The organism is Acinetobacter sp. IK31, assembly GCF_035615195.1.
Classification (GTDB): domain Bacteria; phylum Pseudomonadota; class Gammaproteobacteria; order Pseudomonadales; family Moraxellaceae; genus Acinetobacter; species Acinetobacter calcoaceticus_C.
Genome location: NZ_JANBOB010000008.1, coordinates 96,869 through 112,774 on the forward strand (window position 1 = coordinate 96,869; position 15,906 = coordinate 112,774).

The following is a 15,906-nucleotide window of genomic DNA, read 5'->3' on the forward strand; positions in this document are numbered from 1 at the left end:
ATATTGAAAATTATCATCAAAAGTACAGACAAATAAAAAGGCGGTATATCCGCCTTTTTATAAAGCTTAAAGATTAACTCAAGTGTTCACCGAATAGCGCTAAAGCTTCTTCAGCGGTAAAGGTGTATTGAGTATTACAGAACTGGCAATCCATACGAATAGGGTTCTGGTCTTCTAATGTTTCATGAACAGCGTCTACACCAATTTGAATCAGCGCATTTGCACAGCGCTCTTTTGAACATGTACAGCCAAATTTGAGTGCTTCAATTTCTGGTAAACGAACTTCTTCTTCGTTATATAAACGATACAAGATTTCATTTGCATCTAAATTGGTGAGCTCTTCAGCTTTTAATGTTTCAGTTAACATGGTTAAGCGTGGCCATAAATCTTCATCGACCAAGTTTTGCTCTTCTTCATTATGACGTGGTAAAAGCTGAATCAGTAAACCACCAGAGCGTTTTGTCGTACTCGCTAACACAATGCGAGTTGGAATTTGTGCAGACAAATCGTAATACTGCATGAGGCAACCTGCTAAGGTTACTTGATCAAGTGGCACGATCCCTTGATAACGCTCGCCAAATTCCGGTTCAATATTAATAAATAAAAGAGGATTAACTAAAGCGCCGAGAACTGTGCTGCTGTCTGTGGCTTCAATGAAGCGTGGATCTGTTTCGTAATCAGCAAGAGCACGAACTTCTCCTAAATGGTTACATTCAGCCATTGCCCACTTAAAGGTACCGCTAGCCTGGATTTGCAAGCTGATACGACCTTTGATTTTTAGTGTACTTGCAAGTAATGCAGTCGCACTCAACATCTCACCTAGCAGAATTTTAACCGCAGGCATATAGTCACGTTGAGCTAAGATAGTTTGTAGTGCCTCTTCTAGATGAACTACTTCCCCACGGACTGGAAAGTTCTCAATATAAAAGCGTTGGCGTAAATCAGACATAATATTCTCCAGGGCCCTAAGCAGATTATAACAATTTCTTTTTAATCAAGCTTAGGGAATGCAGCGAAGCCGCAAGCCGAACAGGGGCAGCTTATTGATGCCCATTGTCCAATTATTTAGGCAATGTGAATAAGTCCTTAATATAGTCATTTTTTGAAATCTCAAGTTATTCTAGATGATCTCTTGTAATATCAATACGATTTGGCTGTAAATGACGCTTTAAATTCACATCGTGTTTTGACGTGGCCTGTTGTTGAGCATCACTTTCAAACAAGTGTTCAAGTTCGGCTAAAGCGTTACGATGCGTCTCAAATATCTTTTGTTCATCAGTATAAATACTTTGCTGTTGTATGAGCAATTTCTCATCATAGTCACGAAAGATTTCGATATTATTATAGGCTTGTTCATCAGAAATCCCGAGTTCGCGTAAGGCACGATAAGCCATTCCTAATGACGATAAATACGTCTCACGCCAAATATATTCAACACCTAAATCTCTTAAAAGATGTACATGATGGCGGTCACGAGCACGAGCCAATATCCTTAAGTTTGGATAATTTAATCTAAGATGGCGAGCGACATTCATTGAATCTTCAACATCATCAATCGCTAAAATAAATACTTTGGCTTTTTCAATACCAGCAGAGCGAAGTAATTCCGGTTGAGTCACGTCACCATAATAGAGTGATCCGCCGTAACGTCGTACAAAGTCGACCTGATGCAGATTATTGTCAATTGCCGTAAACCCAAGATGTTGTAGGCGGGCAATACGTGCAATAATTTGTCCAAATCGGCCAAAACCAGCAATAATAATCGGGTTGTCCTGCTGAGGAATTTCATCGTATTCAGGTGGACGTTCTTTATTAAAAAGTGGAATGACCTTAGTCGCCATAAGCCAGTAAATCACTGGTGTGAGTACCATCGATAAAGTCACAATAAGAGTTACAGGCTCTAATATAGCTTGAGTTAAAATCTTTTCGCTTTTAGCTAAGCTTAAAATGACGAAAGCAAATTCACCGCCTTGAGCTAAGCATGTGCCTAATAACAGACTGTTGTTCCAGCTATATTTTTTATAGCGGGCAATGGCGGTCAATATAAGCGTTTTGATGAGCAATAAGCCGACTGCTCCACCAATAATAAGCAAAGGCATATCAATGAGTAAAGACAGTTGAGTGGTCATGCCTACAGTCATAAAGAATAAGCCAAGTAGTAGGCCTTTAAACGGTGCAATACTGGCTTCAACTTCGTGACGAAATTCTGAATCTGCTAATAATACGCCTGTGAGGAAAGCGCCTAATGTGGTGCTAATACCTAACGTATCCATAAGCAAGACAACAGCAAGAATAATAAATAATCCTACCGCCGTAATGAGTTCAGTTGCTCCACTTTTGGCAACAAAACGGAAAAATGGACGCATCACATAACGACTAAACAGAAATAGGCCAGTGAATGTTGCGATAATAGCCGCAAAATAAGCGACGCCGTGATGGGTTGACTCTGTGCCTGCGAGTAATGGAATAATTGCAAGTAACGGAATAGCCGCAATATCTTGAAATAATAAAATTGAAAAAGACTGCTGACCATAGGTCGTGTTGAGTTGCTGCTTCTCAGTCAGAAGCTGTAATACAAAAGCTGTAGAAGACAGTGCAAGCGCAAAACCAATCACAAAACTCACAGCAAGTTGCTGTTGAAATAGTAATAGTACGATCAGCATAAGAACGCCACCGCTAATAAGAACTTGCAGATTTCCCGTTACAAAAATAGAGTCACGCATTCCCCACAAACGCTGTGGTCTTAATTCTAAGCCAATCAGGAACATCAATAAAATGACACCGAATTCGGCAAGTTCCATAATTGCTTCAGGGTCATGAGCAATATTTAAAACACTAGGACCCAGAAGTATCCCTGTAAATAAATAACCTAAAACTGTTGCAATCCCTAGGCGTTTGCCAAGAGGGACTAAAATCAGAGAAGCTCCAAGAAAGATAGTTGCTTGCAGTAGGAATGACATCCATTGCCTCGAATGTATTAGTCTCTTTTAAGTGTAAAGCCAAAAAGGCTTCTTCACACTATGATATTCAAATCATCTAATTAAATTCTTGCGGATCGACATCAATTGATAGTCTGAGTTGATGCTGCCTTGGTGCATGGACCAATTGAGACCACCACTGTCTTAAGTAAAAATGTAGACGAGCGCGGTCGGCAGATAAAATCACCATATGTGCACGATAGCGTCCCGCTTTACGTTCCATTGGTGCTGGAATAGGTCCCCAAATATCAACAATCTCATCAGCGACTTGGCGAAATTGCTCAGCAGCTTCATTTAAAAAATGCAAGGTATAGTCCCGATCTTTGGATTCTGCACGTATCAGTACGGCATAACGATAAGGCGGCAGTAAAGCAACTTTACGTTCAGCCAATGTTTGTTTGGCAACCGCGCGATAATCTTTTTCGATAAGCGTAGTAAGTAATGGATGATCTGGTCTTAGTGTTTGCAAATAAACATGACCTTTATGCTCACCACGACCAGCACGGCCTGCTACTTGAACAATCAATTGTGCAGTACGTTCTGGGGCACGTATATCGACACTGAGTAAACCCGCATCAATATCTAAAATGGCAACCAAGGTCACATGGGGAAAATGATGTCCTTTTGCCAACATTTGCGTGCCGAGCAAAATTGTTGGTTTGTTTTGATGAATCCGATCATAGATTTTTTGCCAGCTTCCCACACGACTCGTACTGTCACGATCAACCCGAATTACGTCATGCTCTGGAAATAATTCTTGTAAGTGTTCTTCGACCTTGGCTGTTCCTGCACCTAAAGTTTTTAAACTCTTATGCTGACATTCAGGGCAATGATCTGGTAGGCGATGAATGGTTCCGCAGTGATGACAATGTAAATAAGAATAAGGTTGGGTGTGCAGAGTAAAATGTGCATCACAATGTGGACAATTTGCTTGCCATCCACAGCTTTCGCAGACCAGCACAGGTGCATAGCCACGACGGTTTAAAAAGATTAAAACCTGTTCTTTTTTAGCTAATGTATTTTTAATTTGTTCAATTAACGGCTGACTAATACTATGCTGTTTCTTGACAATTTTAAGGTCAATTAAATGCATTTTAGGCAAAAGCGCATGGCCTGCACGCTTGTTAAGTTGCAGTGAAGTTAATTTGCCTGTTTCGACTAAATAATAACTATCAATACTCGGTGTGGCCGAACCTAAAATAACAGGACAGCTTTGTAAGTGACCGCGATAAAGCGCGACATCACGCGCATGGTAACGGAAGCCTTCTTGTTGTTTATAAGACAGGTCATGTTCTTCATCTAAAATGATTAAGCCCAAATGTGGCAGCGGGGTATAGATGGCTGAGCGTGTCCCTAAAATAATAGATGCTTTGCCAGTCTGTGCCTGTTGCCATGCTTGCAAGCGTTTAGAGTCATTTAAGCCTGAATGTAACAGTGCAATATCACAATTAAAACGAGACTTAAAACGAGAAATGGTTTGGGGGGTTAAACCAATTTCTGGGACTAACACCAGTACTTGTTTGCCTTGCTTTAGCACCTCGTGCATGATGTGTAGATAAACTTCGGTTTTACCGCTACCGGTTAAGCCATCTAGTAAAAATGCTTGGTATTGGTGCTGTGCTTTAATAACCTGTTGGGTTGCTTGCTTTTGGTCTTCATTTAGAGTGAGCGGCATTTGTGCCAATTGAACAGGTGTAGGGCTAAAGTCGTGTGGTTCAAGCGTACACTCAACCAAACCTTTCTTTTCTAGCGCTTTAAGTGTTGCAGTTTCTACACCACTTAAATTCAAAATATTCTCTGTTGTTCCAGCAGGATGTAACTTTAAAATCTGATAAGCATCTTGTTGCTTTACTGAACGTTTAAGCAGTGCCTCAACATTGTCGCATGGAGTAATTTTCCAGAGATGGAACAAAACGTCCATCGGTTTGCCCTGACGCAGTATAGCCGGAAGGGCGGTTTGCATGACCTCGCCAACTGGAAATTGGTAATATTGTGCGGACCATGTCAATAAACTTAAAACTTGTTCATCTAAAATAGGTTGTTCATCTAAAAGTTCAGAAATGGCTTTAAGCTGAAATTTGCCTGTAAATGGCTCATGTGGATTCACTTTTTCAGTGATGATACCAATTAGGTTTTGTCGGCCAAATGAAATAGCGACGCGTGAGCCTACTTGAGCCCGTTCATATTGTGCTTCGGTGAGTGTATAGTCAAAAGTGTCGTACAGATGCACAGGTACGGCAACACGCACACGATAAACAACTGAATCAGGCTTTGGCGTTATGGTCATAGAGGCTCATTTCGTCAATTTTAAAAAACGGCATAGCGTCGTGAAGAGGACTTGGGTATTCTACACAGGCTATAGAACGAATATGAATGATTGCGTAGCATAGATGCAACAGCAGCGACTATTATTTTTGGAAAATTAGAACATTACCATGCCTGCATATCAATTTACTGCCATTGATGCTTCAGGGAAGCAGCAAAAAGGAGTGCTTGAGGGAGACTCAGCACGCCAGATTCGCCAACAATTACGCGATAAAGCATGGACCCCAATTAGCGTTGACCCTGTTGAACAAAAAGATAAACACCAGAATCAGGGATTATTTCAAAAAAAGTTTAGTGCCTATGACTTGGCACTCATGACCAGACAACTTTCTGTTTTGGTTGCAGCCGGAATTCCTCTAGAAGAAGCCTTGCGTGCGGTGAGCCGACAAAGTGAAAAAGCGCATGTACAAAATCTCTTATCATCTGTTCGTTCAAGAGTCATGGAAGGACACTCATTAGCTCAAGGTATGCAGCAATCTGGACGTTTTCCGGACCTCTATATTGCAACAGTTGCTGCAGGTGAGCGTTCGGGGCATTTAGATCTGATTTTAGATCAGCTTTCGGACTACACCGAAAACCGTTTTGCTATGCAGAAGAAAGTTCAGGGAGCTATGATTTACCCGATCATTTTAATGCTGATGTCATTTGCTATTGTGATGGGCTTAATGACTTTTGTTGTGCCAGAAATTGTCAAAACTTTTGATCAAAATAAAGATGCACTACCGTGGATTACGGTCGCTTTAATGAAAGCCAGCGATTTTATTCGTCATGCGTGGGTGTTTATTATTATTTTTGCAGTTGTGGGAATTGGGGCATTTATTCGGTTTTTGAAAACCACGGCTGGGCATTATGCTTTTGATCGATTAACACTCAAATTGCCATTATTCGGTAAACTGTCACGTGGTATTAATTCTGCACGTTTTGCCAGTACCCTGTCTATTTTGACTCGTTCAGGTGTGCCGCTGGTCGATGCCTTAAAAATTGGTGCAGCGGTCACCAATAATTGGGTCATACGCGATTCAATTGCCCAAGCTGCCGAGCGTGTTACAGAAGGTGGTAACTTGGGTACGCAGCTGGAGCGCAGTGGTTATTTCCCACCAATGATGGTACAAATGATTCGAAGTGGTGAGGCATCAGGTGAGCTTGACCGCATGTTGGAACGAGCATCGACCATGCAAGATCGTGAGGTTACGACCTTTATTTCAACCTTATTGGCATTACTTGAACCGCTTATGCTGGTTTTAATGGCAAGCATTGTACTGGTTATTGTAATTGCGGTTATGCTGCCAATCGTAAATATGAACAATATGATTTAATAACTTTGATATTAGAGATAATGATGAAAGTAAAAAATATTCAAAGCGAAACAGCGATGGAACAACTTAGTCAATCTGCGGTTTCAAATCAGTTTGAGCCGTGTTCTGATAAACATACCTCAAGCATAGCTTTCGGACTTGCGGCACGTTCGAGCCGTGCTCGAATGAAACGTGTCTCAGGCTTTACCCTCATTGAAGTGATGGTTGTGATTGTGATTTTAGGTGTTTTAGCAGCGCTAATCGTACCAAACGTCATGGGTCGTAGTGAAAAAGCTAAAATCGATACCACCCAAATTACATTAAAAGGTGTAGCTGGTGCTTTAGATCAGTACAAGCTCGATAACGGTCATTTCCCATCTATGCAAGAAGGCGGGTTAGACGCTTTGGTGAACCAACCCGCTACAGCAAAAAACTGGATGCCGGGTGGATACGTGAAAGGTGGCTACCCTAAAGATAGTTGGAAAAATGATGTTCAATATGTCATTCCAGGTGCAGATGGCCGAGCTTTTGATTTGTACTCGTTTGGTGCAGATGGCAAAGAGGGCGGTGAAGGTAATGATGCAGATATTTATTACCAACCTTAATTAAAATGTAATGGAGATTATCAATTCGTTTAAAAATATAAACCGATAAATACGAATTGATAATCTTTCTTAATCACAAAAAATATAATAAGTTTTTGAAAAATATAAAATAAAGTTAATAATTATATTTGAGATTTATAATAAGAATTATTCCCATATTTAATAGTTACAAGAAAGTTAAAATGTAGAGAAAAATAAGCTATATATTTAAATAAAAGATTTGCATAATAAATAAAAAGCACTTTATTACATTAAAACGGAGAGATTAAATGAAAGCATTTCTCATAGTAGATGAACTGACTCAGTTTCATTGGGCAATGCTTAAATCTGTCCTATTGATCCTGAGCTTACTACCAATTGCGCATGTCTCATTAAATTTGTGGCTCAATACAGAAGGGAGCAGCCAAATCATGATTGGTTTCTTCGCCCTCAGTATTGTGAGTGCATGGTTAATGGTCAGTTTTTTTACTGCTCTAAAAGCGAGCGTCTGGCAAGCTAAACAAATATCTTCTAAATATGAGCAATTGCTTTTTAAAGTCTATCGCTATGTACCGATGGTCTTTTTATCAAGTTTGGTCGCTTATTTATCTTTGCAATTATCGATCACTTTTTAATTATAATTTGAACCAAATTTTTAAATAAAACGTAGACTGAATATCTACGTTTTATTATTTTAATTTAAGCAGGCTGTTGTACGAGCATTATTTGTACATATTATATGATTAAAATCAAATATTTAAGGATACGAGAAAAAGTAAATGGAACAAATTGAGTGGAGTGATTTTACAAAGGTAGAGCTTCGAGTGGGTAAAATTATTGAAGCTGAAGTTTTTGAAAAGGCACGTAAACCTGCCTATATTTTACATGTGGATTTTGGTGAAGAGTTAGGGATACGTAAATCGAGTGCACAGATTACTAAGCTTTATCAGCCACAAGATTTGATTGGTAAGTTAGTCGTTGCTGTGGTGAATTTTCCCAAAAAACAAATTGGACCTATTCAGTCAGAATGCTTAGTGACAGGGTTTCATAATGCAGACGGTGATGTAGCCCTTTGTATCCCAGAGTTCGACGTGCCTCTGGGTACAAAGTTATTGTAGTTTAGCGACGAGACTTAAAAGAAACGTCAACTTTACGTGGGCGGTAGACCCAACCTAAAACCAGCAGTAATACTGCAAATCCTAGAACTGGATAATCACCTAAACGGTTATAAAGGGTTTGACCTTGCATAGCAGGTAAATCGCCTCTCAATACAAACTCTTTATCAAGCGGTGCTTGTTCAGTGATATGACCATTTTGATCAATAAACGCTGTTACACCTGTGTTAGTTGCGCGAATAAACCAGCGGCCATTTTCTTTAGCGCGCATCTGCACCATTTGTAAGTGTTGCCACGGCCCAGCAGTACCCGTAAACCAAGCGTCATTAGATACAGTCACTAAAAAGTCGCTGTTTTCTGCATTACGTCGAGTCAGGTTTGGATAAGCCACTTCATAACAAATCGCAGCAGCAAGTGCATGCCCTTTAATCATGAGCGGTTTCTGATTAATCTCGCCGCGTGAAAAACCACTCATGCTAATATCATTTTGCATGGCTGGTAGCACCCAAGAGAGTAAGCCTGAGAGTGGAATATATTCACCAAAAGGCACAAGACGCTGCTTTTTATATAGACCACTTGCATCGCTGCCAGAAGCCATAATACTGTTGTAATACAGTGGAGTACCGACTTCATGTGATTTGGTCACATCCCAGTAAGGAATTCCAGTTACCCATGCAGTGTGGTTCTTTTTAGCTTGTGCATCCATTGCATCTAAAAACGGTTCAATGTCAGTTTGGAAGAGTGGAATTGAAGATTCAGGCCATACAATTAAGTCGCGGCCCCATTCAGATTGACTCAATCCAGCATAAATTTCTAATGTTCTGATTTGATATTCAGTTAGCCATTTTAAATCTTGTGGAATGTTACCTTGAATGAGTGAAACACTAAGCGGTTTAGCAGCTTTAGGTTGTACAAACTGTATATATGAAGCTCCCCATGCACCCAAAATTAACAGGGCAGAAGGGATGATCCAGAAAAGACGTTTACGTAGAACCTCAACTAAAGCACAGGCTAAGATAATCACTACAAAGGAAATTGCATAGATACCGAATAAAGGTGCATAGCCATCGAGTAAGCGCTCAGTAAAAGCGTAACCCACAAATAGCCATGGAAAACCTGTAAATACCCAAGTTTTAGCCCATTCAAAAACAATCCAGAGTGGTGCGAAAGTCAGTGGTGTTTCTGGGAAAAAACGTCGGTAAACCCAAGTTTGGAATGCGGTAAATAAGCCCATCACAAGGGCCATAATAACAATCATCCCCACACTTAAAAAAGCGTTGGTATCACCATAAACATGGATTGAAGTGTAGAGCCAGAAAGCCCCCACAAACCATAAACCAAATCCATAACTCCAACCAATAGCAAAGGCTTGTCTGGCAGAGCGCTTATGTAAGGTTGCATAGAGTAGGGCTGGTGACAAAATTGCCAACCACCACCAATAATAAGGTGCCAGCGCAAAACTGAACACGGCACCTGAAAATAAAGCAATGAGCAAAGGAAAAATAAAAGGAAGCTGTTTTTGTTGTTGCGAAGAATCTAACAGCTTTTCAAAGTATGCTCTCATTGACGTACAGCTCGAATCAGATGAATAGTGCGGGCATCTGCTTCAACAATTGTAAATAACCAATTCCCAAGTTCAACCGTTTGACCTTGTAAATCACTGACCAATCCAATTTCTTGAAGCAATAAACCGCCGACAGTTTCTACTTCATCGTCAGAAAAATCAGCATCTAAAACAGTATTGAAATGTTCGATTGGTGTAAGTGCTTGAACCATCCATGCATTTGCTACCGTATGGTCATTGTCAGGAACAATGTACTGAGCATCTTCATCAGCCGTGTCATGTTCATCTTCGATTTCGCCAACGATCTCTTCAAGAATATCTTCAAGCGTAACAAGACCTGCTGTTGAACCATATTCATCAATCACAATAGCAATGTGAGTTTGAGTATGTTTTAACATGCGTAGTACCTGATCGGAACGGGCACTTTCAGGGACAAATAAGGGCTGACGCATAAGAATTCGAATATCAACTTTGGTATTCGGTTCAGTTAGAAACGGTAATAAATCTTTTGCGAGCAAAATTCCGACAACATTATCAGGCTGATCAGAAGAGAAGACTGGAAAGCGTGAGTGAGCAGACTCGACCAGTACATCAAGAATATCAAGTAACTGATCATCTTCTTGCAAACTGATCATTGCTGTTCGTGGTGTCATGACTTCACGAATTTTTGTAGCAGGAAGGTCAAGAACACCTTCAAGCATGGCAACAGTATCTGGTTCTAAAAAGCGGCGTGAATTTTGGACTAATTTTAATAATTCATCACGGGTTTCTGGTGCTGTGCCTAACCATTTTCGTAAGCCGCGCATTCCCCACGACGGACTTGGTTCCTCTTGCATGATCTTTCCTAAAGACTCAATCTATCAAATGAATACTTTGAATCATACCGAAGAAAGGATGCTTATGCATCTATAAAACAAGCTAAAAGACAAAACGCATATTGTTATGTAAATGCTAGTTACAGTTAATAGGTCAGTAATTTGTTTATGCTAAAATGTGAAAATTCTATTTGTTCGAGTTTGTTATGTCGGAACAATCCATTTCACCTACTGTCCAAATTAATACACGTGGTTTACGTTGTCCTGAACCTGTCATGATGTTGCATCAGGCGATTCGTAAAGCAAAATCAGGAGATGTTGTTGAAGTGTTAGCAACTGATCCTTCGACTTCGTGGGATATCCCAAAGTTTTGTATGCATTTAGGGCATGAATTATTGCTCAAAGAAGAAGTTCTGGATGAACAGAACCATAAAGAATACCGTTATCTGGTACAGAAAGGATAAGGTTGTTCTAGCTTTAAATGAATAAAAGCCCCGAATAATCGGGGCTTTTTATATTACATGTTCGGATAGTTTGGACCACCACCACCTGAGGCAGGAAGAACAAAGCAGCGCTTTGTCCTGCCGCAAGTGCAAAAGCTATGCTTTTGCAGAGAAGGTGGCTGTTCTATTACATGTTTGGATAGTTTGGACCACCACCACCTTCAGGCGTTACCCATGTGATGTTTTGAGATGGGTCTTTAATGTCACAGGTCTTACAGTGAACACAGTTCGCTGCGTTAATCTGGAAGCGTTTAGAACCATCATTATCTTCCATAATTTCGTAAACACCAGCTGGGCAGTAGCGTTGTGCAGGCTCATCCCATTTCGGTAAGTTTACATTCACTGGAATTGAAGGATCAGTCAGCTTCAAGTGAGCTGGCTGGTTTTCTTCATGAACAGTGTTTGAAATAAACACAGAAGATAGGCGGTCAAAAGTTAACTTGCCATCTGGTTTTGGATAGTTTGGTTTGAAGCTGGTCGCATCAACAGTTTTCAATACAGCGAAGTCTTGCTTCAAGTCATGCAAAGTAAATGGAACTTTAAAGACATTCTGGTCGATAAAGTTAAATGCACCACCAATCCACTGACCAAACTTGTGCATTGCTGGACCAAAGTTACGAGAGTTATAAAGCTCTTCTTTTAACCAGCTGTTGTTGAATTTGTCAGTGTATGAAGTCAATTCTTTAGTGAATAAATCTTCACCTTCGGTAACACGTGCAATGGCAAGGTCACCGCCTTTTTCTACACCGGCAGCAATGGCTTCAAAAACAGCTTCACCACATAACATGCCTGATTTCATGGCAGTGTGAGAGCCTTTGATTTTTGCAAAGTTTAAGAAACCTGCATCATCACCAATCAAGCAACCGCCTGGGAAAGTCAATTTAGGTAATGAGTTGAAACCACCTTTCACTACAGCACGAGCGCCGTAAGAAATACGTTTACCGCCTTCTAAAAACTGTTTAATCAGTGGATGAGTTTTCCAGCGCTGCATTTCCATAAATGGATACATGTGTGGATTTTCATATGACAAGTCCACGATCATACCCAAAGTTACTTGGTTGTTTTCAGCGTGGTATAACCACCAGCCACCAGAAGAAGCAGTTTCAGCCAATGGCCAGCCTGCACCGTGCATAACTAAGCCCGGTTTATGTTTCGCAGGGTCGATTTCCCAAAGCTCTTTAATCCCGATACCGTAGTGCTGAGGATCAACATTTTTATCGAGGTTGTATTTAGCAATCAGGCTTTTACCTAAGTGACCACGGCAACCTTCAGCAAAGAGGGTGTATTTAGCGTGAAGTTCATAGCCTGGTGTAAAGTTATGCGTTGGCTCGCCATCTTTACCAATACCCATGTCACCAGTTTGAATACCTTTTACAGTACCATCTTCATGGTAAAGCACTTCAGATGCAGCAAACCCTGGGAAGATAGATACTTCTAATTCTTCAGCTTTTTGGCCTAACCAGCGAACCACGTTACCTAAAGAGATAACATAGTTGCCATCGTTATGCATGGTTTTAGGAACCATCCAGTGAGGCACTTCTTTAGATGTGGTGTCTGATAACAAGAAGAAAGTTTTGTCTTCAGTTACAGGTACGTTAAGAGGCGCACCTTCTTCTTTCCAGTTCGGGAAAAGTTCGTTGATGGCACGTGGCTCAAGCACAGCACCAGACAAGATATGCGCACCTACTTCAGAGCCTTTTTCAACTACACAAACAGAAAGATCGGGTAAGTTTTTTTCAATCGCTAATTGACGGATCTTAATCGCAGCAGACAGACCTGCAGGTCCTGCACCTACGATGACAACGTCAAACTCCATCGATTCACGTTCGATGTGTTCCATGTAGGACTCCTCAATACTTAAAGGTGGCAACCGTCATATTCAGAAATTCGGTGCTGCCGTGAGTGTTTTAATCCATAGGCGCAAATATGCTATTGTGCCTTTTATCGTTTTGGCTAGTATAGTTTTAAACCATGATCTAGCCAATTGGCTGAGTCGTCATATTTTTTCGTCAGCAAGGCATAAACTATGGTAAATCAAAATAATTCCCCATCGGATATGGGAAAAATACCGTTATCTGATGATAAAAACTTAATGAACATTGCACAATACTTAAAAGGTGTACAGCAAAGTCACAAAAGGTCAATTCCACCTTTAGAGCAGTGGCATCCAAAGCATTGCGGCAAAATGGATTTGACGGTTAAAGCCAATGGAGAATGGTGGCACGAAGGTCAATTAATTAAGCGCCAAGCCCTATTAGATCTATTTACCAAAGTCCTATGGAAAGAAGAGGGTAAATTCTACCTGAAAACCCCCGTAGAACAAATTGAAATTGAGGTCGAAGATGAACCTTTATTAGTCAATCAGGTAGATCAAGTTGAAATTTCAGGTGAGCAGTTTTTACAACTGACCACGACGAATCAAGATGTGATTTTGGTCGATGCTGAACATCCAATTTTTATGCGTGAATATGATGGGGAATTGCGTCCTTATGTGCATGTGCGTTTTGGAATTAATGCCCTTATTCAACGCCAGTCTTTTTATCACTTAGTGAACTATGGAACACTGATTGAAAATGATAAAGGTGAAACCGTTTTAGAGTTAAAAAGTGGTAATTTGCTCTTGCAATTAGGCACTTGAGGTTTAAGCTTTAGGAAGTGAAATTTTCTGACACTTCAGTACAGCCATGACAGCCATACAACCCCTATTTACCGATCTAGAACCTATGCCTAACGCATCTGCTGATGCTCCAATTGGTATTTTTGACTCGGGAATTGGCGGAATGTCGGTTGCAGCAGAAATTGCCAGATATTTGCCAAACGAACGCATTGTGTATTATGCCGATACAGCTTATGTTCCTTATGGCCCACGTTCCGATGACGAAATTAGAGAACTTACTGCTCGTGCTGTTGACTGGTTATACCGTCAGGGTTGCAAAATTGCGGTGGTTGCCTGTAACACTGCTTCAGCATTTAGCCTTGACCATTTACGTGAGCATTATGGCGAACACTTCCCAATTGTTGGATTAGTTCCAGCGTTAAAACCAGCAGTCTTACAAACACGCTCTAAAGTGGTTGCCGTGTTGGCGACACCTGCTACTTTTCGTGGACAACTCATTAAAGATGTTGTTGAAAAGTTTGCTGTTCCGGCGGGTGTTAAAGTGATGACTTTAACCAACCTCGAACTTGTTCCTTGTGTGGAAGCAGGGCAGCAAATGGGAGAGGCATGTTTAAACGCATTAAAAGAGGTTTTACAGCCTGCCGCTGAGCAAGGAGCAGACTATTTAGTGCTCGGTTGTACGCATTATCCTTTCTTAAATGAAGCAATTCATCATCTTTTTGATAACCAATTCACACTGGTTGACTCTGGGTTGGCAGTAGCCCGACAAACAGCCCGTATTTTAATAAAAAATGCGTTATTATGTGACCAAATAGGTCAGAATGTTGCACGTATTGAATGTTATGTCAGCGGCAATAATGCCGAGGCACTGCAACCTGTTTTACAAAATATGATTCCACAAGAGTTAACTTGGACACTTCATAATCTGAACTGATCTTTTGAGTATCATTTAGAAAATAGTGTTTTTTTAGATTTATTATTTTATTTGGGGCGGTTCATGATCTTGGCTGATATTAAGTCACGAACAGATCATGGGGCGAAAGGGTATTGTTATGCTCGATACACGCTATCAGATTTTTATTTCAACGTCTGGCCGCGATATGCAGCCAGAGCGCATGGTTTTGTCTCAAACCTTGGTAGGGATGGGTTTCTTTGCCTGGGGATTAGAACATCGAACACCTTTAACCACTACACTTGCACGTCGACAGATTGATGAATGTGATTATGTAATCCTACTTTTAGGCAGTCAGTATGGAGAACAATCGATTTCTGGTGTGAGTTATTTGTCTTTAGAATATGAATATGCGTTAAGTCAGGCGAAACTGATTATTGTGTTCATGCATGAACAGCCAGAAAATCGTGAAATAGATTTACAAGAAACACATCCACAACTTAAAGATAAATTTCTCGCATTTAGAAAAAAATTATTACATGAAGCAGAGCATATTTTTTACTTTAAAACGCCACGTGAACTTGAGTTGGTCATTCGTTTAAATATCCCTTTAATGATTGAACAATATGGGGGACAAGGCTGGGTTCCTACACATCAAGCCCATCAGTTAGAAGATGAGATTAAATTATTGAAAAGTAAAATTTTGCAGTTAGAACAGCGATTAAGCGAGCCATTAACACAGTTAAATGAAGTTGCACCGCAAGATATTTTTGCATTTGAATATCAGATTCAAGCATTTCAGGATGGCAACTTTAAAGAGCTTAAACGACAACGGCAAATGACGTGGTCTCAGTTGTTAAGCGTGCTGGCAAAGCGCTTTGAAACAGCGATGCCAGAAGAGAATTTTGCAGCTTGTCTGAATGAATATTTAAATCAGGCTGGCTTAGAAGATGCTCGTCAGGAATTACCTCGTGCGCATGCGGTTGCCTGTGCGCAGATTAATCATAAGGCACTGTTCCGAATTAAAAATCAAATGCAATCACAAGGCTGGATTGTCCCAACTCAAACTGAACAATCATATGGGCTATGGAAATTAACCACTAAAGCTCAAAAGATATTGCTGAGCTATAAATGGAATCATCGGGGCATTCGATTAAAAGCTTAGAGCGATTCAATTTATATATGACAATGAAAACTGTTACATTAGTGTCATAAGAT

At 40.4% G+C, this 15,906-nt stretch carries 14 protein-coding genes; 8 read left to right on the top strand and 6 right to left on the bottom strand.

The window, feature by feature from the left end; translation table 11 throughout:
* Positions 1-73: 73 nt before the first annotated feature.
* The 3 genes from MSG66_RS05205 to MSG66_RS05215 form a co-directional block, all read right to left on the bottom strand.
* Entirely contained in the window at positions 74-949 is an 876-nt protein-coding gene (locus MSG66_RS05205) for an Hsp33 family molecular chaperone HslO (RefSeq protein WP_042894567.1), read from the bottom strand.
* Between the two features lie 166 nt (positions 950-1,115).
* On the bottom strand, positions 1,116-2,960 hold the full coding sequence (locus tag MSG66_RS05210; protein WP_324652745.1) for a monovalent cation:proton antiporter-2 (CPA2) family protein: 1,845 nt from the start codon (positions 2,958-2,960) through the stop codon (positions 1,116-1,118).
* Positions 2,961-3,036: 76 nt separating this feature from the next.
* Complete coding sequence (locus tag MSG66_RS05215) at positions 3,037-5,265, bottom strand: primosomal protein N' (protein ID WP_324652747.1); 2,229 nt, start codon at positions 5,263-5,265, stop codon at positions 3,037-3,039.
* Positions 5,266-5,413: 148 nt separating this feature from the next.
* On the opposite strand from MSG66_RS05215, the gene gspF reads away from it, so the two are divergent.
* From gspF to MSG66_RS05235, 4 genes are all read left to right on the top strand, one after another.
* The gene (gene gspF / locus MSG66_RS05220; RefSeq protein ID WP_042894574.1) at positions 5,414-6,619 is read left to right on the top strand and encodes a type II secretion system inner membrane protein GspF; all 1,206 of its coding nucleotides are present in this window, start codon (positions 5,414-5,416) and stop codon (positions 6,617-6,619) included.
* Positions 6,620-6,642: 23 nt separating this feature from the next.
* Positions 6,643-7,203 carry a type II secretion system major pseudopilin GspG gene (gene gspG, locus MSG66_RS05225; protein WP_324652953.1) on the top strand — a complete coding sequence of 187 codons (561 nt, stop codon included), beginning with the start codon at positions 6,643-6,645 and terminating at the stop codon, positions 7,201-7,203.
* A 269-nt stretch (positions 7,204-7,472) separates the two neighbouring features.
* On the top strand, positions 7,473-7,817 hold the full coding sequence (locus MSG66_RS05230) for a hypothetical protein (protein WP_042894580.1): 345 nt from the start codon (positions 7,473-7,475) through the stop codon (positions 7,815-7,817).
* A gap of 144 nt (positions 7,818-7,961) precedes the next feature.
* Positions 7,962-8,300 (top strand): tRNA-binding protein, encoded by a 339-nt coding sequence (locus MSG66_RS05235; protein WP_133975618.1) that lies wholly within the window; start codon positions 7,962-7,964, stop codon positions 8,298-8,300.
* 1 nt (position 8,301) lies between these two features.
* On the opposite strand, the gene lnt is transcribed toward MSG66_RS05235, so the two are convergent.
* Together lnt and MSG66_RS05245 are read right to left on the bottom strand one after the other, a co-directional pair.
* On the bottom strand, positions 8,302-9,861 hold the full coding sequence (lnt, locus tag MSG66_RS05240; RefSeq protein WP_324652751.1) for an apolipoprotein N-acyltransferase: 1,560 nt from the start codon (positions 9,859-9,861) through the stop codon (positions 8,302-8,304).
* The gene (locus tag MSG66_RS05245) at positions 9,858-10,697 is read right to left on the bottom strand and encodes an HlyC/CorC family transporter (RefSeq protein WP_133975614.1); all 840 of its coding nucleotides are present in this window, start codon (positions 10,695-10,697) and stop codon (positions 9,858-9,860) included. The genes lnt and MSG66_RS05245 overlap by 4 nt, the downstream gene beginning before the upstream one ends.
* A gap of 185 nt (positions 10,698-10,882) precedes the next feature.
* Between MSG66_RS05245 and tusA the strand changes: the two genes are divergently transcribed.
* A complete protein-coding gene (tusA, locus tag MSG66_RS05250; RefSeq protein WP_133975612.1) occupies positions 10,883-11,140 on the top strand; it encodes a sulfurtransferase TusA in 258 nt (85 codons plus the stop codon).
* Between the two features lie 166 nt (positions 11,141-11,306).
* On the opposite strand, the gene MSG66_RS05255 is transcribed toward tusA, so the two are convergent.
* On the bottom strand, positions 11,307-13,019 hold the full coding sequence (locus MSG66_RS05255) for an electron transfer flavoprotein-ubiquinone oxidoreductase (RefSeq protein ID WP_133975610.1): 1,713 nt from the start codon (positions 13,017-13,019) through the stop codon (positions 11,307-11,309).
* A gap of 186 nt (positions 13,020-13,205) precedes the next feature.
* Between MSG66_RS05255 and MSG66_RS05260 the strand changes: the two genes are divergently transcribed.
* The 3 genes from MSG66_RS05260 (at position 13,206) to MSG66_RS05270 (ending at position 15,853) form a co-directional block, all read left to right on the top strand.
* Positions 13,206-13,817 carry a DUF1285 domain-containing protein gene (locus MSG66_RS05260; protein ID WP_133975608.1) on the top strand — a complete coding sequence of 204 codons (612 nt, stop codon included), beginning with the start codon at positions 13,206-13,208 and terminating at the stop codon, positions 13,815-13,817.
* Between the two features lie 46 nt (positions 13,818-13,863).
* Positions 13,864-14,730, top strand: coding sequence for a glutamate racemase (gene murI / locus MSG66_RS05265; RefSeq protein ID WP_324652755.1), 867 nt, complete (start codon positions 13,864-13,866; stop codon positions 14,728-14,730).
* A 118-nt stretch (positions 14,731-14,848) separates the two neighbouring features.
* A complete protein-coding gene (locus MSG66_RS05270) occupies positions 14,849-15,853 on the top strand; it encodes a DUF4062 domain-containing protein (protein ID WP_133975604.1) in 1,005 nt (334 codons plus the stop codon).
* Positions 15,854-15,906 lie beyond the last annotated feature (53 nt).